The 24,310-nt window shown below is 55.8% G+C and carries 21 protein-coding genes; 18 read left to right on the forward strand and 3 right to left on the reverse strand.

Translation table 11 applies throughout. The features are described from left to right. Window positions 1–222: 222 nt before the first annotated feature. The 11 genes from Mag101_RS07715 (at window position 223) to Mag101_RS07765 (ending at window position 11,329) form a co-directional block, all read left to right on the forward strand. Window positions 223–1,686 (forward strand): glyceraldehyde-3-phosphate dehydrogenase, encoded by a 1,464-nt coding sequence (locus Mag101_RS07715; RefSeq protein WP_077408143.1) that lies wholly within the window; start codon window positions 223–225, stop codon window positions 1,684–1,686. 504 nt (window positions 1,687–2,190) lie between these two features. Then, window positions 2,191–3,531: a Na(+)-translocating NADH-quinone reductase subunit A gene (locus Mag101_RS07720; RefSeq protein ID WP_077403086.1), complete on the forward strand. Its 1,341-nt coding sequence runs from the start codon at window positions 2,191–2,193 to the stop codon at window positions 3,529–3,531. 3 nt (window positions 3,532–3,534) lie between these two features. Beyond that, complete coding sequence (locus Mag101_RS07725; protein WP_077403089.1) at window positions 3,535–4,746, forward strand: NADH:ubiquinone reductase (Na(+)-transporting) subunit B; 1,212 nt, start codon at window positions 3,535–3,537, stop codon at window positions 4,744–4,746. Next, on the forward strand, window positions 4,739–5,521 hold the full coding sequence (locus tag Mag101_RS07730) for a Na(+)-translocating NADH-quinone reductase subunit C (RefSeq protein WP_077403092.1): 783 nt from the start codon (window positions 4,739–4,741) through the stop codon (window positions 5,519–5,521). The genes Mag101_RS07725 and Mag101_RS07730 overlap by 8 nt, the downstream gene beginning before the upstream one ends. Window positions 5,522–5,523: 2 nt before the next feature. Then, on the forward strand, window positions 5,524–6,198 hold the full coding sequence (locus Mag101_RS07735; RefSeq protein WP_077403095.1) for an NADH:ubiquinone reductase (Na(+)-transporting) subunit D: 675 nt from the start codon (window positions 5,524–5,526) through the stop codon (window positions 6,196–6,198). A gap of 3 nt (window positions 6,199–6,201) precedes the next feature. Then, window positions 6,202–6,810 (forward strand): NADH:ubiquinone reductase (Na(+)-transporting) subunit E, encoded by a 609-nt coding sequence (gene nqrE, locus Mag101_RS07740; RefSeq protein WP_077403098.1) that lies wholly within the window; start codon window positions 6,202–6,204, stop codon window positions 6,808–6,810. A gap of 18 nt (window positions 6,811–6,828) precedes the next feature. After that, window positions 6,829–8,055 carry an NADH:ubiquinone reductase (Na(+)-transporting) subunit F gene (nqrF, locus tag Mag101_RS07745; RefSeq protein WP_077403101.1) on the forward strand — a complete coding sequence of 409 codons (1,227 nt, stop codon included), beginning with the start codon at window positions 6,829–6,831 and terminating at the stop codon, window positions 8,053–8,055. 6 nt (window positions 8,056–8,061) lie between these two features. Then, entirely contained in the window at window positions 8,062–9,105 is a 1,044-nt protein-coding gene (locus Mag101_RS07750; RefSeq protein WP_232325177.1) for an FAD:protein FMN transferase, read from the forward strand. Between the two features lie 2 nt (window positions 9,106–9,107). Further along, window positions 9,108–9,368 carry a (Na+)-NQR maturation NqrM gene (gene nqrM / locus Mag101_RS07755; RefSeq protein ID WP_077403107.1) on the forward strand — a complete coding sequence of 87 codons (261 nt, stop codon included), beginning with the start codon at window positions 9,108–9,110 and terminating at the stop codon, window positions 9,366–9,368. A 99-nt stretch (window positions 9,369–9,467) separates the two neighbouring features. Continuing rightward, a complete protein-coding gene (gene sthA, locus Mag101_RS07760; RefSeq protein ID WP_077403110.1) occupies window positions 9,468–10,865 on the forward strand; it encodes a Si-specific NAD(P)(+) transhydrogenase in 1,398 nt (465 codons plus the stop codon). Continuing rightward, a complete protein-coding gene (locus Mag101_RS07765) occupies window positions 10,862–11,329 on the forward strand; it encodes a thioesterase family protein (protein WP_077403113.1) in 468 nt (155 codons plus the stop codon). Before sthA ends, Mag101_RS07765 begins: the two co-directional genes overlap by 4 nt. Before the next feature lie 115 nt (window positions 11,330–11,444). Here the strand turns inward: Mag101_RS07765 and Mag101_RS07770 are convergent, their stop codons facing one another. After that, a complete protein-coding gene (locus tag Mag101_RS07770) occupies window positions 11,445–11,762 on the reverse strand; it encodes a hypothetical protein (RefSeq protein WP_077403116.1) in 318 nt (105 codons plus the stop codon). A 239-nt stretch (window positions 11,763–12,001) separates the two neighbouring features. Between Mag101_RS07770 and Mag101_RS07775 the strand changes: the two genes are divergently transcribed. The 4 genes from Mag101_RS07775 (at window position 12,002) to Mag101_RS07790 (ending at window position 17,145) form a co-directional block, all read left to right on the forward strand. Next, the gene (locus tag Mag101_RS07775) at window positions 12,002–13,633 is read left to right on the forward strand and encodes an alpha/beta hydrolase (RefSeq protein WP_077403119.1); all 1,632 of its coding nucleotides are present in this window, start codon (window positions 12,002–12,004) and stop codon (window positions 13,631–13,633) included. 99 nt (window positions 13,634–13,732) lie between these two features. After that, a complete protein-coding gene (locus Mag101_RS07780) occupies window positions 13,733–14,974 on the forward strand; it encodes a lipoprotein-releasing ABC transporter permease subunit (RefSeq protein WP_077403121.1) in 1,242 nt (413 codons plus the stop codon). Window positions 14,975–15,105: 131 nt separating this feature from the next. After that, the gene (gene lolD / locus Mag101_RS07785) at window positions 15,106–15,855 is read left to right on the forward strand and encodes a lipoprotein-releasing ABC transporter ATP-binding protein LolD (protein WP_077403124.1); all 750 of its coding nucleotides are present in this window, start codon (window positions 15,106–15,108) and stop codon (window positions 15,853–15,855) included. Between the two features lie 24 nt (window positions 15,856–15,879). Beyond that, window positions 15,880–17,145, forward strand: coding sequence for a lipoprotein-releasing ABC transporter permease subunit (locus tag Mag101_RS07790; protein ID WP_077403126.1), 1,266 nt, complete (start codon window positions 15,880–15,882; stop codon window positions 17,143–17,145). Window positions 17,146–17,235: 90 nt separating this feature from the next. On the opposite strand, the gene Mag101_RS18130 is transcribed toward Mag101_RS07790, so the two are convergent. Together Mag101_RS18130 and Mag101_RS07810 are read right to left on the reverse strand one after the other, a co-directional pair. Then, a complete protein-coding gene (locus Mag101_RS18130; protein WP_269466564.1) occupies window positions 17,236–19,923 on the reverse strand; it encodes a polysaccharide lyase family 7 protein in 2,688 nt (895 codons plus the stop codon). A 560-nt stretch (window positions 19,924–20,483) separates the two neighbouring features. Further along, window positions 20,484–21,020, reverse strand: a complete 537-nt coding sequence (locus tag Mag101_RS07810) for a DUF2062 domain-containing protein (protein WP_077403129.1) — start codon at window positions 21,018–21,020, stop codon at window positions 20,484–20,486. Between the two features lie 448 nt (window positions 21,021–21,468). Here Mag101_RS07810 and Mag101_RS07815 point away from each other — a divergent pair, with 448 nt between their 5' ends. From Mag101_RS07815 to prpC, 3 genes are all read left to right on the forward strand, one after another. Further along, window positions 21,469–22,167 (forward strand): GntR family transcriptional regulator, encoded by a 699-nt coding sequence (locus tag Mag101_RS07815; protein ID WP_077403132.1) that lies wholly within the window; start codon window positions 21,469–21,471, stop codon window positions 22,165–22,167. A gap of 64 nt (window positions 22,168–22,231) precedes the next feature. Next, entirely contained in the window at window positions 22,232–23,110 is an 879-nt protein-coding gene (prpB, locus tag Mag101_RS07820; RefSeq protein WP_077403135.1) for a methylisocitrate lyase, read from the forward strand. A 74-nt stretch (window positions 23,111–23,184) separates the two neighbouring features. Further along, complete coding sequence (gene prpC, locus Mag101_RS07825) at window positions 23,185–24,309, forward strand: bifunctional 2-methylcitrate synthase/citrate synthase (RefSeq protein ID WP_077403138.1); 1,125 nt, start codon at window positions 23,185–23,187, stop codon at window positions 24,307–24,309. Window position 24,310: the final 1 nt, after the last annotated feature.

Genomic DNA, 24,310 nt, shown 5'->3' on the forward strand with positions numbered 1-24,310 from the left:
ACGCCGAGAAAAAAGCCGTTTTTTCCGTTTCCAGAATGTAGTTTAACTACAGTTTTTAGGCCATTTTTTGCTCGGTTGCGCGGCCAGATTTGAATACACATAATTCGCCCGCCTTCCGGTTGGAGGCAAGATTTTGAGCCATTCTTAACATTCACATGGCCCAAATTAAGCAGCTTGTACTCCGGCCAGGGCAAGACCCAAATTTACCCTTTGCAGAGGTGTCTGACTGTGACTCAGAAGCGACCGAAGCCCGCTGACTTTTTCAAGGACTGGAAAGCGCGTGAAGCGCTGGCGGAATCCATGATTCCGATGATTGGCAAGCTCAACCGGGAAAGTAATGTCGGCATTTATATGTACGGCAAGAACCTGGTGAACCGCTCCGTTCTCACCATTATGAAGGCGCATCGTTTTGTGCGTCAGGTTGAGGAAAACGAGCTGTCTGAGTTTGAGACCTATCCAGTTCTCGAGGCAATCTGCAAACTCGACCTGGGCCCGGTGCATATCGACCTGGGCACTCTCACCAACAAATACATGCGCGACGAGCGCGGCCTGTCTATTGAAGACTTCGTGCGCGATGAGCTTTCCGACGCCTCTGGCGCCCGCAAGCCGCTGCCTGAGTCTCAGGATGTGGTGATCTACGGTTTCGGCCGTATTGGTCGCTTGGTAGCGCGCCTGCTGATCGAAAAGGCGGGCAGTGGCGATGTGCTGCGCCTGCGTGCGATCGTACTGCGTAAAGGCAAGGCGGATAACGACCTCGTCAAGCGCGCCTCCCTGTTGCGCCGCGATTCCGTGCACGGCGCCTTCAACGGCACCATTCGTGTAGACGAAGAGACCAGCACGCTGATCTGCAACGGCAACGAAGTAAAGGTTATCTACGCGAACTCCCCAGAGGAAGTGGATTACACCGAGCACGGCATCAACAACGCCCTGATCGTCGATAGCACCGGCGTGTGGCGTGACGAAGCGGGCCTGTCCCAGCACCTGGAGTGCAAGGGTGCCTCCAAGGTACTGCTGACCGCGCCGGGCAAAGGCGACCTCAAGAACATCGTTTACGGCATCAACAACGACGACATCAAGCCGGAAGACAAGATCCTGTCTGCGGCTTCCTGTACCACCAACGCCATCGTGCCGGTACTGAAGGCGATGATGGACAACTTCGGTGTTGAGCACGGTCACGTAGAAACCGTACACGCCTACACCAACGACCAGAATCTGATCGATAACTACCACAAGGGTGAGCGCCGTGGCCGTTCTGCCGCGCTCAACATGGTGTTGACCGAGACTGGTGCCGCCAAAGCGGTATCCAAGGCGCTGCCGGAATTGAAGGGCAAGCTGACCGGTAACGCGATCCGCGTACCGACCCCGAATGTGTCCATGGCCATTCTGAACCTGCGTCTGGGCAAAGAGACCACCAAGGAAGAGTTGAATGAGTACCTGCGCGATGTGGCGCTGCACTCGCCGCTGCGTCAGCAGATCGACTTCACTAACTCCCCGGAAGTGGTTTCCAGCGATTTCGTCGGCTCCCGTCGCGCCTGTGTGTTTGACTCTACCGCCACTATTGTTGAAGACGACAATGCGGTGCTCTACTGCTGGTACGACAATGAGTTCGGCTACAGCTGTCAGGTAGTGCGCTGTCTGGAGGATATGGCTGGCGTGCGTTACGAGCTGTTCCCAAAGAAGGACTGATCTCGACGCCTTAGTCAGAGGGATTGATCTGCGTGATCACTGGTTGACCAGATTGATCCCGCGCCACCCCGGTTGCAATGGCCGGCGGTGGCGCCTCCAACTAAAGTCTTTGTTTTTTCAGCAAAAATTTCCTCATCTTGGGGCTATTTGACCCCATCTGCTCTGGTAAACACCCTGTACGATCCTTATAATGCGCGCGATTTTGCGGGGCTGCCGTGTGCCGGGAAATTAACGCAAAGACTGCGGGTTGCGAAGGCAATAGCAGTGCGTTGCTCCCGGACTCTGAGTCATTTCTTCATTTACCTGTGGTGCCGACCGGCGATGTCCGCCGGGCTTAAGGCTGCTGATTAGTAGCTACTCTTTACAGAGTTCACCTCGAGGCTTGTGTCAGGCTCAAATTGGCCTAAGCCCCCGCGCAAAGGTTTCTTCTTACTTAGGGCTCAAAAGGCCCAGAAAATTTTAAAACCTACTAAATCTACCAACTTAGAACTTAGGCACAGGCGTATGAGAAAGATCCGTCGGGGATTGGATTTACCCATATCCGGCGCGCCCGAGCAGGTCATCCACGATGGCCCTGCAGCCAAGACTGTTGCGGTGGTTGGTCCCGATTACAACGGGATGAAGCCCACCATGGCAGTTGCGGAAGGGGATAGCGTCAAACTCGGACAATTGCTGTTCACTGACAAAAAGACGGACGGTGTACGCTATACCGCTCCGGCTGCGGGCCGCGTCGTCGCGGTTAACCGTGGCGTGCGTCGTGTACTGCAATCCGTAGTGATTGAAGTAGAAGGCGACGAAGCCGAGCAATTTGCGAGCTACAGTGCTGACCAGCTGTCCAGCCTGACCTCTGAACAGGTTCGTGAGAACCTGGTTCAGTCCGGTCTGTGGACTGCGCTGCGCACCCGTCCGTTCAGCAAGGTGCCAGCTCTGGACGCCGAGCCTTCTGCACTCTTCATTAACGCGATGGATACCAATCCGCTGGCAGCCGATCCGGTTGTGGTGATTGCCGAGCAGCGTGAAGCGTTTGCACAGGGTGTTGAAATCCTGTCCAAGCTGGCAGACAAGACCTTCGTCTGTACCGCTCCGGATGCCGATATCCCGGTACCGAGCGTTGCCACTGTTCAGCGTGAAGCCTTTGCTGGCCCGCACCCTGCTGGTCTGTCTGGTACCCACATCCACTTCCTGCACCCGGTGAAGCCCGGTCGCCAGGTTTGGACCATCGGCTATCAGGACGTGATCGCAGTCGGCAAGCTGTTCGAAACCGGCAAGCTGTTCACCGATCGCGTTATTGCTCTGGGTGGCCCGCGCGTAACCAAGCCGCGTCTTCTGCGTACCCGCTTGGGCGCAGATCTGACAGCGCTGGTCGCCGGTGAAACCGAAGGTGCTGACAACCGCGTAATCTCCGGTTCCGTATTCGGTGGTCGCACCGCGAACGGAACGCTGGGTTACCTGGGCCGCTACCACAACCAGGTGAGCGTGCTGGAAGAGGGCCGTGAGCGCCCGATGCTGCACTACTTCACTCCTGGTGCGAACCGCTTCTCTGTGCTGCCGATCTACGTCAGCAACTTCCTGAAGAACAAACTGTTCAACTTCACCACCAGTGCCAACGGCTCCGAGCGTGCCATGGTGCCGATCGGTGTTTACGAGCGTGTTATGCCGCTGAACGTCCTGCCGACTCAGCTTCTGCGTTCGCTGATCGTGGGTGATACCCAGGTAGCTCAGCAGCTGGGTGCCCTGGAACTGGACGAAGAAGATCTGGCCCTGTGTACCTTCGTGTGCCCGGGCAAATATGAGTTTGGCCCCATCCTGCGGGACAATCTGACCCGCATTGAGAAGGAGGGCTAAGAGATGATGCGTAAATTTTTAGACTCCATCGAGCCGCACTTCCATAAGGGCGGTAAGTATGAAAAGTTCTACGCGCTGTACGAAGCCATTGATACTGGCTTGTTCCAGCCGGCTGATCGTACCAAGACCACTGCACATGTACGCGACGGCATCGACCTGAAGCGCATCATGATTACCGTTTGGGCCTGTGCCATGTTGGCGGCTTTCTTCGGTATGTGGAACATTGGTTATCAGTCCAACACCATTATCGCTAACACTGGTGCGACTGAATTCGAAGGTTGGCGCCATGCGATTATTGGTGCGCTTACCAGCTACAACGCTGCAAGCATCTGGGACAACTTTGTCTACGGTGCAATGTACTTCCTGCCGATTTACCTGACGACGTTTATCATTGGCGGTATCTGGGAAGTGCTGTTCGCTGCGGTACGTGGCCATGAAGTGAACGAAGGCTTCTTCGTTACCTCCATCCTGTTCGCGCTGACCTGTCCGCCCGACCTGCCTCTGTGGATGGTTGCCATGGGTATCAGCTTCGGTGTGGTAATTGGTAAGGAAGTCTTCGGTGGTACCGGTAAAAACTTCCTCAACCCCGCACTGAGCGGTCGTGCATTCTTGTACTTCGCTTACCCGGCCTCCATGTCCGGTGACAGTGTGTGGACCGCAGTAGACGGCTACACCGGCGCAACCGCACTGTCTGTACTGGCGAGCGAAGGCGTGCAGAACGGCGTGATCAACGCCGCTGCCGGCCCTCTGACCTGGTGGGATGCCTTCTTCGGCAACATGCACGGTTCCATTGGTGAAACCTCCACTTTCGTTATCTTTATTGCCGGCGCCATTCTGCTTAGCATGCGCATTGCCAGCTGGCGTATCGTTGCCGGTACTCTGCTGGGCATGATGGCCACGTCCCTCATGTTCAACATGATCGGCTCCGAGACCAATGCCTTCTTCAATGTACCCTGGTACTGGCACCTGGTTGTTGGTGGCTTCGCGTTTGGTCTGATGTTCATGACCACCGACCCTGTGTCCGCGGCAATGACCAATGTTGGTCGCTGGTGGTACGGCATTCTGATCGGTGTGATGACCGTTCTGATTCGTGTTGTGAACCCGGCGTTCCCAGAAGGCATCATGTTGGCCATTCTGTTCGCGAACCTGTTCGCACCGCTGTTTGACCACTTCGTTGTGCAGTCCCATATCAAGCGGAGGTTGGCACGTGGCTAATAAAGATTCTGTAAAAGGTACTCTGCTGGTCGCGCTGGTACTGTGTATTGTCTGTTCCGTGGTGGTTTCCACCGCGGCAGTAATGCTCAAGCCCACGCAGAAGGCCAATGCCGAGCTGGATATGAAAAAGAACGTGTTGCTGGCTGGTGGCCTGATCACTGCTGATCAGACCAGCCGCAAAGCGATCGAAGAAGCCTTCGGCAACGTAACCATCAAGTACGTAGACCTGCGCACTGGCAAGTTCACTGACGAGGCTCCGGCCGGTGGTAGTGGCCGTGCTGCAGCGAAAGTCCCGAGCGCCAGTGAAAAACTGCCGGCCGATCAGGACATCGCCAAAATCATTCGCCGCGAGAACATCAAAGAGGTGTATCTGGTGGAAGAGGGTGGCGAGATGGAACGTATCATCCTGCCGGTTCGTGGCTATGGCCTGTGGGGGCAGCTCTACGGCTTCCTGGCTCTGGAAAAAGACCTCAACACCGTTGCCGGTCTGGGCTTCTACGAGCACAAGGAAACTCCTGGACTGGGTGGTGAAGTAGACAATCCGCGCTGGAAGTCTCAGTGGGAAGGTAAGGAAGTGTACGACGCCGATGGCAGCGTAGATATTTCCGTAATCAAAGGCAGTGTTGATCAGAACAGCCCGCAAGCTATCCACGAAGTGGACGGCCTGTCAGGTGCGACTCTGACCAGCAAAGGCGTCGACAACCTGGTCAAGTTCTGGCTTGGCAATGACGGTTTCGGTCCCTTCCTGAAACACCTGAAAGCAGGGGAGGCATAAGCATGAGCACCAAGTTGAAAGACACTCTGCTGGACCCGATTTTCAAAAATAACCCCATTACGCTACAGATCCTTGGCATCTGTTCCGCACTGGCGGTAACCAGCTCGCTGCAAGTGACTCTGGTAATGTGTGTTGCGTTGACCACTGTTGTGGCCTTCTCGAACACCGCCGTGTCACTGATCCGTAAGCAGATCCCGAACAGCATCCGGATCATCGTACAGATGACCGTGATTGCCTCTCTGGTAATTCTGGTTGACCAGGTATTGAAGGCGTACGCCTACGATATCTCCAAGCAGCTCTCGGTATTCGTTGGTCTGATTATCACCAACTGTATCGTAATGGGCCGCGCCGAAGCCTTCGCCATGAAGCACGGTCCGAAGGACAGCTTCTTCGACGGTGTTGGTAACGGTCTGGGTTACAGCGTGATTCTGATTGGTCTGGCATTCATCCGTGAACTCTTTGGCGCGGGCAAACTGTTCGGTGTTGAAATCCTGCAAACCGTGAACAACGGTGGCTGGTACGTACCGAATGGCATGCTGCTGCTGCCGCCGAGTGCCTTCTTCCTGATTGGTCTGTTTATCTGGGCGATCCGTGCCTGGAAGCCAGAGCAGGTAGAAGAAGATGAGTTCAAGATTGCGCCGAATTCCAAAATGCCTTTGGCGCAACAGGAGGCCTGATCGATGGAACATTTTATTTCTCTCATCATCCGCGCCGTTTTCGTAGAAAACATGGCGTTGGCCTTCTTCCTGGGGATGTGTACCTTCCTCGCGGTATCCAAGAAGGTTGAAGCGGCGATTGGCCTCGGTGTTGCGGTAATCGTAGTACTGACCATCACCGTTCCGGTGAATAACCTGATTTACACCTACCTGCTGAAAGACGGTGCGCTGGCCTGGGCCGGCTATCCGAATGTAGACCTGAGTTTCCTCGGTCTGCTGTCTTACATCGGCGTAATTGCAGCACTGGTTCAGATCCTGGAAATGTTCCTGGATAAGTATGTACCGGCGCTGTACAACGCCCTGGGTGTATTCCTGCCGCTGATTACCGTGAACTGCGCCATCATGGGTGCGTCTCTGTTCATGGTGGAGCGCGAATACAATTTTGGTGAAAGTGTTGCCTACGGCTTCGGTGCTGGTCTTGGTTGGGCGCTGGCGATTGCAGCTCTGGCGGGTATCCGCGAGCGCATGAAGTACAGCGACGTACCGGACGGCCTGAAAGGCCTGGGTATCACCTTCATTACCGTTGGTCTCATGTCGCTGGGCTTCATGTCCTTCGGCGGCATCGACATCTAAGCGGGGAGGTTGAATAACATGGAATTAACGGATATCTATTTCGGCGTTGGCATGTTCACCGTCATCGTGATCGCACTGGTAGCCATCATCCTGGTTGCGCGCTCACGTCTGGTGAACACCGGTGACGTCAACATTCTGGTAAACGGTGAGAAAACTCTCACCGTTCCTGCCGGTGGCAAGCTGCTGCAGACCCTTGCAGCCAACAACCTGTTCCTGGCCTCCGCCTGTGGTGGCGGTGGTTCCTGTGCACAGTGTATTTGTACTGTGAACGAGGGTGGCGGCGATATGCTGCCGACCGAAGCTGCACACTTCACTCCGCGTGAAGCGAAGGAAGGCAAGCGCCTTTCCTGTCAGGTTGCGGTTAAGCAGGACATGAAAATTGAAGTGCCGGAAGAAGTGTTTGGTGTGAAGCAGTGGGAGTGCACTGTTGAATCCAACCCGAACGTGGCAACTTTTATTAAAGAGCTGACCCTGAAGCTGCCGGAAGGTGAAAACGTCGACTTCCGCGCAGGTGGTTACGTACAGCTGGAAGCGCCGCCCCACCACGTGAAGTTCTCTGATTTTGATATCGAAGAAGAGTACCGCGGTGACTGGAAGCACTTCGGCTTCTTTAACCTGGAGTCCAAGGTAACCGAGCCAGTGGTTCGCGCCTACTCCATGGCGAACTACCCGGAAGAGAAGGGTGTTGTTAAGTTCAACATCCGTATCGCTACTCCGCCGCCGCGTACCGAAGGTATTCCGCCGGGCCAGATGTCTTCCTACGTCTTTAACCTGAAGCCAGGTGACAAGATGCGTGTGTACGGTCCTTTCGGCGAGTTCTTTGCCAGAGATACCGACAACGAAATGGTCTTCATCGGTGGTGGTGCCGGTATGGCGCCGATGCGTTCTCACATCTTCGACCAGCTGAAGCGTCTGCATTCCAGCCGTAAAATCAGCTTCTGGTACGGCGCGCGTTCGCTGCGTGAGATGTTCTACGAGGACGACTACAACGGTCTGCAGGATGAGTTCGATAACTTCAAATGGCATATCGCTCTGTCCGACCCGCAGCCGGAAGACAACTGGGAAGGCTACACAGGCTTCATCCACAACGTCGTGTATGAAAACTACCTGAAGGACCACCCGGCGCCGGAAGACTGTGAGTACTACATGTGTGGGCCGCCCATGATGAACGCGGCAGTGATTAACATGCTGAAGAACCTGGGCGTAGAGGATGAAAACATCCTGCTCGACGACTTCGGTGGTTAATCCAGCATGATTGGATGGAATAACACCTCCACAAAAACAGGGCCGATGTATTCGGCCCTGTTTTTGTTTGTGCTCCTTGCGCTTGCAGGTTGCGCAGAGGAGAAAACGGTCTGGAAATTTTCTGGCCCCACCATGGGTACCTTCTACAACATCACTGTGGTGGATGTGCCGGATGGGATGAACCAGGCAGAATTGCAGTCGGCAGTGGATGCAGAGCTCGCAGCAGTGAATCAGGAAATGTCCACCTACATTCCCGATTCGGAACTGATGCAGGTTAATGCCGGGCCCGTGGCAGAACCTATTGCGCTGTCGAAGAATCTCGCACTGGTGATTCGCGACGCGCTGGAAATCTACCGCAACAGCGGCGGAGCCTTCGATGTCACCGTTGGACCACTGGTCAACCTGTGGGGGTTTGGGCCAAGCCCAGAACCAGAGGCGGTGCCTGAAGCCGAGCAAATTGACGCATTGCGTGAGAAAATAGGCTCGGATGCTTTGCAACTGGATGGTCAGGTACTGACCATAAGTCGCCCGGTACAGATTGACCTATCAGCCATTGCCAAAGGGCACGGTGTGGATCGCGTGGCGGATCTGCTGGTCCAAGAGGGTATTCACAATTTCCTCGTGGAAGTGGGTGGCGAATTGCGCACCGCCGGCGTTAACCCCGCTGGCAATACCTGGCGTATCGGTATCGAGCGGCCAACGGCCGGTCAGGTCGTACAGCAGCCAATTGCGGTAAGTGGCAAAGGTATTGCGACCTCTGGTGACTACCGAAATTACTACGAGCGGGACGGCAAGCGGTATTCGCACACGCTGGACCCGCGCACTGGACGCCCGGTCGAGCACCATTTGGCCTCGGTGACCGTGATTGCGGATACCAGTGCATTAGCAGACGGCTACGCCACGGCACTCAATGTGATGGGTGCTGAAGCTGGGTTAAAATTGGCAGAAGAGCTGCAACTTGCAGTCTTTCTGTTGGTAAAAACAGATTCTGGGTTTGAAGAGCGTGCCAGTAGTGCGTTCGCGCCCTATCTTGAGAGTCAGGAGAGGTAACCGTGACTATTTATATTCTCGCGTTCGTCGTTGTGGCTTTGGTTATTACCGGTATGGCGCTGGGTGCCATCGTACAAAACAAACCACTCAAAGGTTCCTGTGGTGGCCTGAACAATATCGGCATGAAAGAAAATTGCGATATCTGTGGTGGCGATGACGACGAGTGTGAAAAAGAGCAGGAACGTCAGCGCCAGGCAGCGCTGAACAAGACCGCTGCTGCAGACCTCGCTTATGACGCTACCAGCAAGAGCGATCAGAAGTAAGGCGATCTGACGCGTTATCGGATGGAGAAGGGGGCTAGTGTTCCGCCATGGCCCTCGCATACACAAAAAATATTAAGCAAAAGCTAAGAAAGTATTTCAATGGCAGATTCTAAGTACGATCTGGTTGTAATTGGTTCTGGCCCCGCCGGTGAAGCGGCGGCCATGAGCGCGGCCAAAAAGGGCCTGCGCTCCGCAGTGATTGAGCGCCGTTCAGCGGTGGGTGGTAACTGTACCCACAAAGGTACCATTCCCTCCAAAGCCTTGCGTCACTCGGTAAAACAGTTGATGCGTTACAACACGCAGAGTGTTTTTCGGGCCCTGGGTGAGCCGCGTCGACTGACCTTTCCGCAGGTTATGCGTACTGTAAACAAGGTCATCAACTATCAGGTAGAGATGCACACCAGCTGTTACGCGCGTAACCGTGTCGACCTAATTAATGGTGAAGCCAAGTTTCTGGACGAGAATCGCGTGGAAGTGCAACTGGCCGATGGTGCCAAGGAAATCATCACGTCCGAGAAATTTGTGGTTGCCACGGGCTCGCGTCCGTACCGCCCCGCGGACGTTGACTTCGCTCATCCGCGTATCTATGACAGCGATACCATCCTGGATATGGAACACACCCCGCAGGCGATCATCATTTACGGTGCCGGTGTAATTGGTTGTGAGTACGCGTCTATTTTTGCCGGGCTGGGCGTTAAGGTTGACCTGATTAACAGCCGTGAGCACCTGCTAGAATTCCTCGACGATGAAATCTCCGATGCGTTGAGCTATCACCTGCGCGATATGGGCGTCACCGTGCGTCACCGCGAAGAGTACGCCAAGGTTACCGGTAGTAACCGCGGTGTCGTGATGGAAATGCAATCCGGCAAGAGAATTTCTGCCGATGCGCTGCTGTGGTGTAACGGCCGTTCCGGTAATACTGCGGGTCTTGGCCTGGAAAGTATCGGTCTGGAAGCCAATCACCGCGGCCAGCTTTCCGTGGATGAGCACTACTGCACCGCGGTCGATAACATCTTCGCGGTTGGTGACGTAATCGGCTGGCCAAGCCTGGCATCAGCTTCGTACGACCAGGGTAGGGCGGTTGCGGCGGCGGTAGTTGGCCGCGGCCACCGGGTTATTGAAGATGCCCCAACCGGTATTTATACGCTGCCGGAAATTTCATCTGTCGGTAAGACCGAATCCGAGCTGACCAATGCCAAGGTGCCTTACGAAGTAGGGCGTGCACTGTTCAAACACACCGCCCGTGCGCAGATTTCTGGTGAGCGCGTGGGCATGCTGAAGATCCTGTTCCATATCGAAACCCATGAGATTCTGGGTATCCATTGCTTTGGTGCAGAAGCCGCGGAAATCGTGCACATCGGTCAGGCGATCATGAAGCAGCCGGCACCGAACAACAGCATCGATTTCTTCGTGAATACCACGTTTAACTATCCAACCATGGCAGAAGCCTATCGCAGTGCCGCCCTGGACGGACTTAATCGAGTAATGCGACTGTGACGGAACCATCCCCCGCGGAGTTTCGAAATCTGGTAGAAGGCATCTTTGAACAGGTGCCTTTCGTGCGCGAAATTGGTCTCGCTCTGCATGATTTTAATTTTGTTGAGCAGACCCTTTCCGGAAGATTTGTCACCAAGCCCGAGCTGATCGGCAACCACTTCCAGAATATTCTGCACGGTGGTGTGATCGCCACGGCGCTGGACACCGTGGGCGGTTTTACTGCGATGGTAGCCGCGTATCAGCGCATGGGCGGGGCGATCGACTGGGATGAAAAGGTCCAGCGTTTGATGCGGCTCGGTACCGTGGATATGCGCGTGGATTATCTCAAGCCTGGTCGCGGGGAAGAGTTTATCTGCGAGGGTTCCGTTTTGCGGGTCGGCAACAAACTGGTGGTGACGCGCATGGAACTGCGCAATGAGAAAGAAGAGTTGATTGCCACAGGCACAGCGACATTCCTCTACTAACCAGCTTGGCCGCCGTTTGCGGGCACAAAAAAAACGCGCTGACGTAACGTGAGCGCGTTTTTTTATGCCTGCTTATTGAGGCCTCGGCGTAACCACCGGGGCCATAACCGCTGGCTTAGCTACCGTGTTTTTTGGCCACGGTGTGCAGCACAACGTCGTGCTCGAAGTAGACGAAAAAGTCCGCGTACTCCCAACGGGTGATGGCTGGCTCGCCCACAGGCCCCTGAATATTGATTGGTTCGCCCATCTCTTGGGTGACCTGTTCCTGCTTCTTGCCGCGCAATTGGCCGGCTTCTGCCACGTAGCCCTGTTCGCCCACAGGCACCTCAACGGTCTCAGCCTGGGTGAATGCGGCGCTAAGGACTGCTGCTCCCGCCAAGCCGGCGAAGCACACGTTGCGCATCAGGTTTTGCATATTGGTGGTTGAGAACATGTTGGGCTCTCCGCTCTACTTATTTGAATTGTTATGAATTAAACCAGATATTGTGCCGCAACACGCGGCTTTCTTCACATTATTCTTCATGCTTTTTCGTGCCCGCTTTCTTTCCTGCAGCCCTCAGTCGCTTCCCCGGTTATCACAGCTACAACACTCAAGATCGGCGGCGCAGTCGGCGCAATTTACCGCCCGTGTGCTAGGCTAATTCTTGATCAAGGATAACCGGACAGTCACGGATGCGGATCCCGCACTTTCTCTCTACAGGTGGTCTGCTGCTCGGCACGACATTTTTCGCGTTGTCGCTGACACCCTCGCTGATACCTAGAGAGGGGATTACCCAGGGCGTAATATCGGGCGCGGCGCTGGCGGCGGGTTATGGCGTGGGCGTGTTCCTGACCTGGCTGTGGCGCTTTCTGGAGTTACCTTCACTATCCAAGCGCACGCGCAGCCTTCTGCACTGGGTGATTGGCGGGCTTTGTGTGTTGCTGGCACTCGGTTTCTTGTGGCGCGCTGCCCACTGGCAGAATACCGTACGCGAGTTGATGGGACTCGAGGTTGCCCCCACTGTACGGCCCTTCGTGATCGCCATCGTGGCGGTCCTGTTGTTCGCGCTATTTTTGGCAATCGCCAAGCTGTTCAAGCGGCTATTCGGCTTCCTCTCCACCAAGTTTCAAAGGCGCGTTCCCCGTCGAATCGCCACTATTCTGGCGTTATGTGGTGCCTTTGCCTTGTTCTGGGCGGTGTTCAATAACCTGGTCCTCACCACCGCACTGCATCAAGTGGACCGCATCTACCAGCGCTTGGATGCCCGCGTGGCACCGGAAATGGATGCGCCGACCGGCAAGCTGGACCCGGGCGGGCCGGATTCACTGGTGCGCTGGCAAGACATGGGGCATCAGGGGCGGCGCTATCTCGCGTTGCGCCCGAAGGCGAAAGACATTGCCGAGGTCACCGGTACCGCCAAAGATCCGATCCGTGTCTATGTAGGGCTGAATGCGGCGGATTCGCCAGAGCAGCGGGCCAAGCTCGCACTGGAGGAGCTGAAACGGGTAGGGGGTTTTGAGCGCAGCTACCTGCTGCTGATTACGCCCACCGGCACCGGCTGGGTGGACCCCGGGGCGATCAACTCGCTTGAGTACCTGCTGGGTGGGGATGTCGCCAGTGTCGCAGCCCAGTACTCCTATCTGCCGAGCCCCATCGCCCTGATGACCCAAGACGCCTACGGGCGCGAGACGGCCCGGGCGGCGTTTGAAGCGGTCTACCGCTACTGGAGCGGCTTGCCCGAGGCGAGCCGGCCACGGTTGTATCTGTTCGGGTTAAGCCTCGGCGCACTGAACTCCGACCGTTCGTTCGACTTCTACGACATCATCGACGACCCCTTTCACGGCGCACTGTGGACTGGGCCGCCGTTCCGCAGCGATACCTGGCGCATGGTCACCGCCGAGCGCGATGAGGGCTCTCCCGCCTGGCTGCCCCAGTTCCGCGAGGGCGCGGTGGTGCGCTTCGGTAACCATTACGAGGGTTACGACCTCGGCAAGGCGGAGTGGGGCAAGTTTCGCATCGCGTACCTGCAACACGGCAGTGACCCAATTGTGTTCTTTGACCCCGCTGCAGCGTACCGCGAGCCGGACTGGATGAAACAGCCGCGCGCCCGGGATGTGTCCCCGGACCTCAACTGGTACCCGATTGTGACCATGATGCAGCTCGCCATGGATATGCACGCGGGGATTGCCCCCATGGGCTTTGGTCACAGCTATGCGCCGGCGGACTATGTTCGCGCTTGGCATGCGCTGATTGCGCCGCCGGGGTGGGACAAAGACAAGCTTGAGAAACTAAATAAACAATTGCTGAAATGGAATCCTCGCTGAGCTTCGCCGTCTAAGCGTGTAATGCGCAGCCCCTCAAACAGGGGCAATATGCGCGTAAATACTTGGATTTCTTGGCGTTTTTCCGCTTAAATCACCCTCATGATAAAACCCGTCCCCCTCTATATTGGCCTTCGTTACGTGGCCGCCCGCCGGCGTCAGCAGTTCATCTCCTTTATCAATGGCTTCTCCCTGCTGGGAATGGCGTTGGGGGTATTGGCGTTGATCGTGGTTACTTCGGTAATGAACGGCTTCGATCGCGAGCTGAAAACTCGCATCCTGTCTGTCGTGCCCCACGGTTTTGTGGTGCAGGAAGACGGCCTGCAGGAGTGGCCCGCGGTGGCGGAACAGCTCAAGCAGCAGCCGCATGTTCAGGCGGCCAGCCCCTTCGTGCGCGGCTTTGCTTTGCTCGGGGCAAACAACCAGTCCCAGGGTGTGGAGTTCCAGGGGGTAGACCCAAAAGCCCTGCGTGAGGTCTCCGCGGTTGGCGAGCACATGATGATGGGTAGCCTGGATGCGCTTGAATCCCGTAGCTACAACATCGTGCTCGGGCGCATTCTCGCCCGCCAGCTGGGCGTAATTCCCGGCGACAGTGTCATTCTCACCCTGCCGGAAGTGGTGATCACCCCCGCTGGCATCTTCCCCCGCACCAAACGCTTTACCGTGGCCGGCGTCTTCTCCGTGGGTGCGCAGGTCGACCAGAACATGGCGTTGATGCATCTCGACGATGCCGCGCGCCTGCTGCGTATGCCCGGCAAAGTGCAGGGCCTGCAGCTGAAGTTCGACGACATGAACAATGCCCTCGGGCGCGTAGAGGGTTACGCCAGTGCCCTCGGCGACGGTTTTTCCGGTGAGGACTGGAGCCACTCCCAGGGCAGCCTGTTCCAGGCGGTGAAGATGGAAAAAACTGTGGTTACCCTGATGCTGATGATCATCGTCGCGGTAGCCGCATTCAATATTGTTTCCGCACTGGTGCTGATGGTTGCCGACAAACGTTCGGACATCGCAGTACTGCGTACCCTCGGGCTTACCTCGCGGCAGATTATGACCGTGTTCGTGGTGCAGGGCAGTGCCATCGGCATTATCGGTGCGCTTGTCGGCGGTTTGCTGGGAACGCTGATCGCATTGAACCTGACCGATTTGGTTTCGTGGATCGAGCAGATTGTGGGCGCCCAGATTTTCGATCCGCGGGTATTTTTTGTCAGCTTCCTGCCCTCGGAATTCCGCACCGGCGATGCGGTGATGGTGTTGAGCGCGGCAATTATTATGAGCCTGCTGGCGACGCTGTTCCCGGCGTGGCGGGCAGCGCAGATTGAGCCGGCAGAAGCGCTGCGCTACGAATAAGTAAATTTGAATAGGCCGCTCACAAATGCGCGGTATTAATAGCTCGATCGATAGCTTGAACCATAAATAGAGTTTTCAGTTTTTCATCCGGCAGGTGCACTTTCTGCATCTGCCAAACGGAACCGGTAAAAATGAATAGCCAAGTGGAAATACATCCGGAAGAGTCGCACCCGCATACCGCTGAGGAAGTGGTACTTGCCTGCCACCAGCTCAACAAATCCTACCGTCAGGGTGCCAATGAGCTGAACGTATTGCGCAACGTGGAGTTGCAGGTGCCGAAAGGTGAGCGCCTGGCAATTGTCGGTGCATCTGGTTCTGGTAAGTCGACGCTACTTAACCTGCTCGGCGGGCTCGATACACCCACATCCGGCGAGGTTTGGGTTGGTGGCAAAAACCTGGGCGCGCTCAACGCCAATGAGCGCGGCTGGCTGCGCAATTCCAGCCTGGGTTTTGTGTATCAGTTTCACCACCTCCTGAATGAATTCAACGCGCTGGAAAACGTCGCCATGCCATTGCTGATTGGCAAACAGTCGGTGGCCGAGGCGCGCGCGGCTGCAACTGAAATGCTGCAGGCGGTCGGTTTGGGCGAGCGCCTTAATCACAAGCCATCACAGTTGTCCGGCGGTGAACGCCAGCGTGTGGCCATTGCTCGCGCTCTGGTGGCACGCCCGGCGTGTGTGCTGATGGATGAGCCAACCGGTAACCTGGACCGTGCTACCGCAAAGGAAATCCACAAACTGATGGACCGCCTCAACGACGAGATGGGAATCAGCTTTGTGATTGTTACCCACGATCCGGATCTCGCCGGCGCGCTCGACCGCTGCCTGCATTTGATTGACGGGCAGTTGGTGGAAGGCTGGCAACAGGGCGACCACGTATAAAGTGGCGGTTGCTTAGGAATCACTATGTTTAGACCTTTACCCGCGTTTATTGGCCTGCGATACGCCGGCGCCCAGCGCAGTGATGAAGACTCCGCCGGGCTGGTGTCGTTTATCTCTGGCCTCTCCATGATCGGCCTGATCCTCGGCGTTGCGCTGATGGTTATCGTGATGTCGGTAATGAACGGCTTCGACCGCGAATTGCGTGAGCGGATTCTTGGCATCATGCCGCACGCTACCGTGTACAACGCCAACCCCGATATCAACTGGACCGAGTTGCGCGACGAAATTGCGGCCGCACCGGGCATCACCGCTGCCGCCGAAGTGTGGCAGGTGAATGGCCTTGCCAAAAACGGTTTAGACGTGACGCCATTGTTGGTGCAGGGCGTAAATCCGGAAACCATCGTCAACGTTTCTACCATTGATGATTTCCTGCAGCCCGGAAGTTTCGCCGCGCTGACCAGCGACCCGGTAGAGGCCGGCATTATTCTCGGCAAGGGGATCGCCGACAAACTCGAGATCAACGTAGGTGAACAGCTCTCCGTCATCGTGCCGCAGAGCGGCAACAGCATTGGGGGAGGGCGCAGTGCCGCCCAGCTTGCGGGCTTTAAAGTGGTGGATATCTTCCATTCCGGTACCGCGCTGGACCACACGCTGGCAATTGTCGATTGGGAACAGGCGAAAGCGTTAGCCGGTGGCGCCGGTGGTGCGGGCGTGCAGATGCGTGTTGAAGACATGCTGGGTTCGTTCGCCATCTTCCAACAGCTGCTGCGTCAACTGCCGGTAGAGGGCTATTACGGTAGCGACTGGACCGGCACTCACGGAAATTTGTATCAGGCCATTCAGATGTCCCGCAATCTGGTGAGCTTGCTGGTATTTCTGATTATCGCGATTGCGGCCTTCAACGTGGTCTCCACGCTGGTCATGGTGGTGATCGACAAGCACGGCGACATTGCCATTCTGCGTACCATGGGCGCGAGTACCCGTGAGATTCTGCTGACGTTTGTCAGCCAGGGCGCGTTGGTGGGGTTGGTCGGCGTCTTGGTGGGCGGTGCACTGGGTGTGCTCGGCTCGTTGGCGGTCACCGATGCGGTCGCGGGTCTGGAATCACTGTTCGGTATCCAGTTCCTCAAGTCCGACGTCTATCCGGTGGATTACTTGCCGTCTGAACTGCAGTGGGGTGATGTCGCCTTGGTGGTTGGGGCAGGCTTCCTGCTCAGCCTGATCGCCACGCTTTATCCGGCCTTCCAGGCCAGCCGGGTGCAACCGGCCGCTGCATTGCGCAACGAGTAATACTTCTGAGTAAGAAGCCTCAGTAAAAAAATCAGTAAAAAACCGCAGTAAAACTTCCCCAACGCCACAGGCGCTGGGGAAGCCTGTCAATTACTGGTGATTAATCCAGAAATCGTACACAACCACTTCGCCATAGTTATCGGGGTGGTCGGCGAATTCGCCTTCCCGTTCCGCATTACTCTGGGTGTAGTTACCGATCTTGAAGTAAGCGTCACCGTAGCTGCGGTCCATAACAAAGTCATTGGAACCGTCCCGCACCAGATACTGGTCCGCAGTACCTGATGCATAGGCACTGGCCAGGTTACCGTCTTCGCTGTAGTACACGTAGTGCTTGCCATCGATGACTTCAAACATCACTTCGTGGCGAGTTCCCAGCACGTAGTCCGTCTTGATGGTCAGGTCGCTTCTCAGCTGCCCACCGTTAAAGCTGAGGAACAGGTGGCTGCCTTCCAGGCGCAGCACCAGTGCATCATCAATGCCCTCACTTTTATTGCCGTGAATCTGCGTAGCAACCAAGTGGTCTTTCACCATCGGCAAATGAGTAATGGCCTGGTTAACGTAAATCGTATGCTGACCAGTGGTGGTCCAGTAAATATCCACGCTGCCATCGGGCTCGCGCTCGCGTAATTCCGAGCGAATATAGCTGGAGTTAGGCGTAGTGCCGTTGTCGCTGCGGATCGGAGCGTAAAACACCATGCCGTCACCGGTATCATTGAGATAGAAGTACTCGTTGTTGGGCTCGCCACACAGCGTCTTATCTTCCACGCCATTCGGGTAGGTGATCTTCCACTGGTTGCAGTTGTCCATCAGGTCAGACGCCACCGTCGTGGAACCGGAAGAACTACCAGACGAACTGCCACCGGAGGAGCTGCTGCTGGACGAACTGCTGCTGGAACTGCCGCCGCCAGAGCTCGAACTGGAGCCAGTATCGCCGCCGTGAGTCACTTCCAGGTTGTAGAAAGAAACCTGCGCGTAGTCACCGCTATCGCCGCCGTTATTCTGGTTGTAGGCACCGGCTTTAAAGTAGAACCAATCGCTGTTGTACTCCTGCGCCCAGAAAATTTTCTGGCGTGCCCAGGTGCCGTCGGCTTTGGTAACGGTTACCGTCATCTCGCGGCCAACCACGTCGATTTCGTAACCCCACTTTTCACCCAGCTCAATACCTTCGTCTACCGGCTCGATGGTAGAAGTCAGTCCGTATTGATCGGTACCCGAGTCACCAAACAGCGGAATGAAAATTTCCGTATCGGAATCTTCGTAGGCCATATAGACCCAGCCTTTGGTGTGGCCCGGCAGTTTGCGGTAGTAGATTTTTACCGGCTCATCGTTGGATGCATGAATTTGCCCAACAATCACCCGGCCTACGCGCCATTCGGAACCGGCGTCGTGGGTGTTGGAAACACGGTCCACGGTAATCGTGGCTTTCATGTTGCCGTCCACACCTGCGGCGGAACTTTGGTCCGAGCTGGATGCGGTGGAAATAACCCAGTTATTACCCAGGCTGGTGGTGCCGGAGCTCGGGTTGAGCATTTCCCGTAACTCAGTGCGAGAGTACGAAGAGTTCGACGTAGAGCCGCCGTTATTCGGACACTGGAACACCATTGCTCCAGTAGAGCTGTCGGTGTAGAACTCATTGTTGCTCACTTGTGGCGGTAACTCTTCGCTGGCGTCCGGGTAGGTAATTTTCCAGATGCTCATATCGAAGTTCTGGCCGGGGTCGGCAGACGGATTCAGGTTCGCCATGGGCAGGGTGCCGCCGGTACCGTAGTCCAGGCAACCAACGGTGACGCTGTTTGAAGTGCTGGAGGTTTCACAGTTGGAAGAGCCACCACTGCTACCGCCGCTACTACTGCCACCACTACTGCTGCTGCCGCCACCAATCGGGTCGGAATTGCCGTTGTCGGCACTGACGTTCATCTCGGTGAGCGAGTTCCAGGAGCTGCTGCTGTTGCCATAGCCAACGTAGCGTACGTAACGGGCTTCGGTCTCGAACAGAGAGAAGTTCTCCAGCGCGTTTGAACTGCCGCCGCTCACGCCGCCAGACAATACCGTCTCCCAGCTACTGGCGTCGTCACTAGTTTGAATATCAAACGAGGCGGTGCGCTGGTCGCCCTTGTAGAAAGCGATATTCACGCTGCCCACCACTTGGCTTTGTCCCAGATCGAGCTGCAGCCACTGGCCACTGCCATTGGCGGACCAGCGCGTGTTCAGGTCTTCATCCAGCACATTTTCCGGGCCATTGCCGTCGTCACTGCTAGCTGTAGCCACAACCGCTGGAACACACGCAGGGCAGGGGTCAACCGGTCCGCCGGAGCCGCCTGTGGAGGTAGTGATGTCGACTTCGGTAATGCTGTTCCAGTCGTTGGATGTGTTGCCGTATCCCACAATCCGCACATATTGCCCCTCGGAATCGGCCACATCGAAGGTTTGTTGAGCACTCGTGCTGGCAGGCTGGTTACCGGAAAAAACGGTTTGCCAGTTGCTACCATCGGCAGAGGTCTGGATGTCGAGGGTAGCGGTCCTTTGATCGCCTTTGTACATGGCAATCTCGAGGGCTTCTACCGTGTAGCTACTGCCGAGGTCGTAGGTAATCCACTGGCCGTTCCCCTGGGCGGACCAGCGGGTAGACAAGTCGTTGTCCACTGTATTGCTCGGGGTATTGCCATCATCGCTAGAAGCAGTAACACCCACAGGATCAGCAGCAAAGCTCACCGCGGATTGCGAAGCAATCAGCAGCGCTGCCATCCATTTGAGAGGCGAGTATTTACGCGCATTCATTCTATAATTCCTTACATTTTTATTTTCACAGCGCACAGCAAACCCCAGAGCAGGATCAGTAAGATCTGCCACAAAGTAGTGTGCCGCACTATGAATTGATTGAAGAAATTATTACAAACTGCGGAGCCACGAACGTGGCTAATTGTAATAAGGGTTAAACCAATAATTATTTTGTTGTCTCGGCTTAACGAGAATTATGTTTGCGTAAACAAAACTTCCTCGTCAATTAAAATCGAGAAAAAATGAAATAATTGGTCGACCAGTTGAGCTCATATCCAATCTGAAAGTGGAACATTTTCAGGCTGTAATTTCCGTGTAATTTGCTCGCAGACATTTGAATTCTATTTTTCAAATAACACGTAAATACTTGTATTGTTTTGAGTTTATGTTGAGTGGCGGAATGCCTAGAACTTGATGGCTTGTCGCCGCAAGCATCGCCAAAAGTTGCGGGAGTGCACACGCAATACATTTTAAGGGGAAGCGTAGAAGCACAGTTACAACTTGGTACAAAAATACCAATTGAGGACGTTTCAATATCAGCGAGGGGGTGGGGTGATCAATTAATTGAGTTGATCAAGCTGTGCTTTGCGTTGTTCCAGACGACTCTTCCAGCGCTTGACCACTTGCCAGCGCCAGATGGCCTGCATAACAAAGTAGGCAATGGTGGCAAAGAAGATACCGCTAATCAGTGAGCCGAAGAATAGCGGCAGCCAGATTCTCCCCACTTCTTGTGTGAGCCACTCCCAGGAGAGTTCGATCTCGAACTGCACCGGCGGTGTGCCGAGTATCCAGGCGCCCAGCTTGTAGGTGCTGTAGAAAATCGCCGGCATGGTGACCGGGTTGCTAATCCACACCAGGGCCACAGAAAGAGGGAGGTTGCAGCGAAACCACAGCGCCAGCAGCGCCGCGATAATCATCTGCCCGGGCAGCGGCAGAAAGGCGGTAAAAACACCCACCGCAAAAGCCACGGAAACCGAGTGGCGGTTCAGGTGGAAAAGGTTGGGGTCGTGCAGCAGAGTACCGAGAAACTTCAGGCCGTTGTTGGATCGGACCTGTTCGGGAGTTGGCAGCCAGCGCCTGATAACACTTTTAGGCATATATGTTGTTCTGCTCGAAGCTCTCGAATTCGGTGTAGATTGCCGGCTTGGCAACCTGCAAACGGGGCGTACATCAATACTCTTTATTGCCGACACTCTAAGAATAGATTGGCCTGCCAGGATTTCTTTGAACCTGTACCAAGTCGGCGCGGCGCTATTATGCCCATATCGTTATTTCAAGACTACTATTCCGGCCATGCTCATACCTAAGTAAGCAACATTAGGCCCTGTCGGACCGGATGGCGTCCTTATTCCACCAGAAGAGAGAATTTTGACTGCTGTCGACTGCATAGTCAGTCATTCCTTGGTATGTGTTGACAAAATTTACCCTTGACGGCAAAAAACTGGCCAAATATCCTTCTTCACACTAAAAAGTGTCGACAATCCTGATTTTGAGTTGGCTTCAAGTATTGAAAGCACACATCAGATGGGAAGATTGGGTTAGAAAATGGCCAGTACGCAACAGGTGACAAAAGCGGACGAAAAAGCGCTGCAGGGTACGCAGAGCCTGGCGGACCGCCTGTTTCTCTCCCTGCGCAAAGACATCGTCGAAGGCCGCATGGCCGCTGGCAGTAAAATCAGCGAGCCGGAACTGGCCCGCCGCTTTGATGCCAGCCGTGGTAGCCTGCGCGAAGCACTCATGCGGCTGGATTCCCTTGGGCTCATCGAGCGCAAGGTAAATGTCGGCGCCCGTGTGGTGGAGTTAAGCGGCCGCGGCCTGCTGGAACTCTACGACGTGCGCGAAGCGCTGGAAGGTATGGCCTGCCGCCTGGCCGCAGAAAACCGTTCAGACGCCGACCTCGCCGAACTCCGCCAGATGCTGGAGCGCCACGAACAGCAGGAAGAGCTGCAGGCGGGCACCGCCTACTACCAGCCGGAAGGGGACTTCGACTTCCACTTCCGCATCGTGCAGGCCTCCAACAACGAACTCCTGATCGACACCCTGTGCAACAAACTCTATTACCGCGTGCGCATGTACCGCTACCAGCTGGGCATGGCCAGCCCACGCGCGCACCGCGCCTTCCGCGAGCACAGCCACATTATTGAAGCCATTGAGGCCGGCGACGGCGAACTGGCAGAAATCCTGATGCGCCGGCACATCCGCGCATCCCGCAGCAATATCGCAAAGAAACTATCTAGCAACTAGCTAACACCTAGCTAGCTAGTAACCAACACCGAATCTTGAGAGAAAAGAGAATAGGGGCAACATAATGAGCAGACCTGAATCCGCCGGCGCACGTTTCCGTCAGGCCCTGAAAGACAACCAGCCACTGCAGGTTGTCGGCACCATCAATGCCTACACCGCCATCATGGCCGAGCGCATTGGGCACCAGGCTATTTACCTGTCCGGCGCCGGTGTAGCAAATGCCTCCTACGGCCTGCCCGATCTGGGTATGACCAGCCTCGAAAACGTGTTGGAAGACGTACGCCGCATTACCGCCGCTTCGAGCCTGCCGCTGCTGGTGGACATCGATACCGGCTGGGGGGGCGCGTTCAATATTGCCCGCACCGTGAAAGAAATGATCCGTGCCGGCGCCGCCGCGGTACATATCGAAGATCAGGTCGCGCAGAAGCGCTGCGGCCACCGCCCGAACAAAGAGATCGTCTCCAAAGAGGAAATGGTCGACCGTATCAAAGCCGCCGTAGACGCGCGCACCGACGACGACTTCTTCATCATGGCCCGTACCGACTCCTTTGCCCAGGAAGGCCTGGAAGCCGCCATCGACCGCGCCCAGGCGTGCATCGAAGCCGGTGCCGACGGTATCTTTGCCGAAGCCGTAACCGAGCTGGAACACTACCGCGCATTCAAAGACGCGTTGAACGTACCGATTCTCGCCAACATCACCGAGTTCGGTAAAACCAAGCTATATAACAAGCAGGAACTGGGTGAGTCCGGTGCCGACATGGTGCTGTACCCGCTGTCTGCGTTCCGCGCCATGAACAAGGCGGCAGAGAATGTTTACAGCAGCATTCTGGCAAATGGCGACCAGCAGGCCGTGGTCGACACCATGCAGACCCGCGCAGAACTGTACGACTACCTGAATTACCACGAGTTTGAAGACAAGCTCGACGCGCTTTTCAAGAAGTAAGCACGCAAGCAGTAACAACGACGTAAACCAAATTTCATCTAACCGAATAATCAGGAAAACTAGGGGAAATAGAGATGGCAGAGAAAAAAGTTGGCGGAGCAGGCCTGCGTGGTCAGGTAGCCGGTAAAACTGCACTTTCCACCGTTGGTGTATCCGGTTCTGGCCTCACATACTGTGGCTACGATGTAAAAGACCTGGCAGAAAACTGCGAGTTCGAAGAAGTCGCCTATCTGATTTTTAATGGCGAACTGCCCACCACCGCACAGCTGGCAGACTACAAAGGCGTACTCAAAACCATGCGCGGCCTGCCACAGGCACTGCGCGAAGTACTCGAGCGCATTCCGGCAGACGCCCACCCGATGGACGTCATGCGTACCGGTTGCTCCATGCTGGGTAACCTCGAAGGCGAAGAGTCCTTCGACCAGCAACAAGACCGCGCCAACCGCCTGTTGGCCGCGTTCCCGTCCATTATTTGTTACTGGTACCGCTTCAGCCACGACGGTGTGCGCATCGAAACCGAAACCGACGACGACTCCATCGGCGGCCACTTCCTGCACATGCTGCGCGGCGAAAAGCCCAACGACCTGCACGCACAGGTGATGAACGTATCCCTGATCCTGTACGCAGAGCACGAATTCAACGCGTCCACCTTCACCGCACGCGTGTGTGCTTCTACCTTGTCCGACCTGTTCAGCTGCATCACCGGCGCCATCGGCTCCCTGCGTGGCCCGCTGCACGGCGGTGCGAACGAAGCGGCCATGGAACTGATCGAGCGTTTCTCTTCTGCCGACGAAGCAGAAAAAGAACTGCTGGGCATGCTCGAGCGCAAAGAAAAGATCATGGGCTTCGGCCACGCGGTATACACCGAATCCGACCCGCGCAACGGCATCATCAAGCTGTGGTCTGAAAAACTCGCCGCCGACGTGGGCGACGACGTACTGTACCCGGTATCCGTACGCTGCGAAGAAGTCATGTGGCGCGAGAAGAAGCTGTTCTGTAACGCTGACTTCTTCCACGCATCCGCGTATCACTTCATGGGTATTCCCACCAAGCTGTTTACCCCGATTTTCGTAATGTCCCGCGTAACCGGCTGGGCCGCGCACGTATTTGAACAGCGCGCCGACAACCGCATCATCCGCCCAAGCGCCGAGTACACCGGCCCAGAGCTGCGCAAAGTAACCCCCATTTCTGAGCGCTAAC

The sequence above is a fragment of the Microbulbifer agarilyticus genome, from assembly GCF_001999945.1.
GTDB lineage: Bacteria > Pseudomonadota > Gammaproteobacteria > Pseudomonadales > Cellvibrionaceae > Microbulbifer > Microbulbifer agarilyticus_A.

What these genes read in the sequence shown, in the direction of transcription:
- Mag101_RS07735 (WP_077403095.1), top strand. Translation starts at nt 5,524, where the DNA reads ATGAGCACCAAGTTGAAAGACACTCTGCTGGACCCGATTTTCAAAAAT.
- Mag101_RS07775 (WP_077403119.1), top strand. Translation starts at nt 12,002, where the DNA reads ATGCGGATCCCGCACTTTCTCTCTACAGGTGGTCTGCTGCTCGGCACG.
- Mag101_RS07750 (WP_232325177.1), top strand. Translation starts at nt 8,062, where the DNA reads ATGATTGGATGGAATAACACCTCCACAAAAACAGGGCCGATGTATTCG.
- sthA (WP_077403110.1), top strand. Translation starts at nt 9,468, where the DNA reads ATGGCAGATTCTAAGTACGATCTGGTTGTAATTGGTTCTGGCCCCGCC.
- Mag101_RS07790 (WP_077403126.1), top strand. Translation starts at nt 15,880, where the DNA reads ATGTTTAGACCTTTACCCGCGTTTATTGGCCTGCGATACGCCGGCGCC.
- prpB (WP_077403135.1), top strand. Translation starts at nt 22,232, where the DNA reads ATGAGCAGACCTGAATCCGCCGGCGCACGTTTCCGTCAGGCCCTGAAA.
- Mag101_RS07770 (WP_077403116.1), bottom strand. Translation starts at nt 11,762, where the DNA reads ATGTTCTCAACCACCAATATGCAAAACCTGATGCGCAACGTGTGCTTC.
- Mag101_RS18130 (WP_269466564.1), bottom strand. Translation starts at nt 19,923, where the DNA reads ATGAATGCGCGTAAATACTCGCCTCTCAAATGGATGGCAGCGCTGCTG.
- nqrF (WP_077403101.1), top strand. Translation starts at nt 6,829, where the DNA reads ATGGAATTAACGGATATCTATTTCGGCGTTGGCATGTTCACCGTCATC.
- Mag101_RS07725 (WP_077403089.1), top strand. Translation starts at nt 3,535, where the DNA reads ATGATGCGTAAATTTTTAGACTCCATCGAGCCGCACTTCCATAAGGGC.
- nqrE (WP_077403098.1), top strand. Translation starts at nt 6,202, where the DNA reads ATGGAACATTTTATTTCTCTCATCATCCGCGCCGTTTTCGTAGAAAAC.
- Mag101_RS07720 (WP_077403086.1), top strand. Translation starts at nt 2,191, where the DNA reads ATGAGAAAGATCCGTCGGGGATTGGATTTACCCATATCCGGCGCGCCC.
- lolD (WP_077403124.1), top strand. Translation starts at nt 15,106, where the DNA reads ATGAATAGCCAAGTGGAAATACATCCGGAAGAGTCGCACCCGCATACC.
- Mag101_RS07810 (WP_077403129.1), bottom strand. Translation starts at nt 21,020, where the DNA reads ATGCCTAAAAGTGTTATCAGGCGCTGGCTGCCAACTCCCGAACAGGTC.
- Mag101_RS07815 (WP_077403132.1), top strand. Translation starts at nt 21,469, where the DNA reads ATGGCCAGTACGCAACAGGTGACAAAAGCGGACGAAAAAGCGCTGCAG.
- Mag101_RS07780 (WP_077403121.1), top strand. Translation starts at nt 13,733, where the DNA reads ATGATAAAACCCGTCCCCCTCTATATTGGCCTTCGTTACGTGGCCGCC.
- prpC (WP_077403138.1), top strand. Translation starts at nt 23,185, where the DNA reads ATGGCAGAGAAAAAAGTTGGCGGAGCAGGCCTGCGTGGTCAGGTAGCC.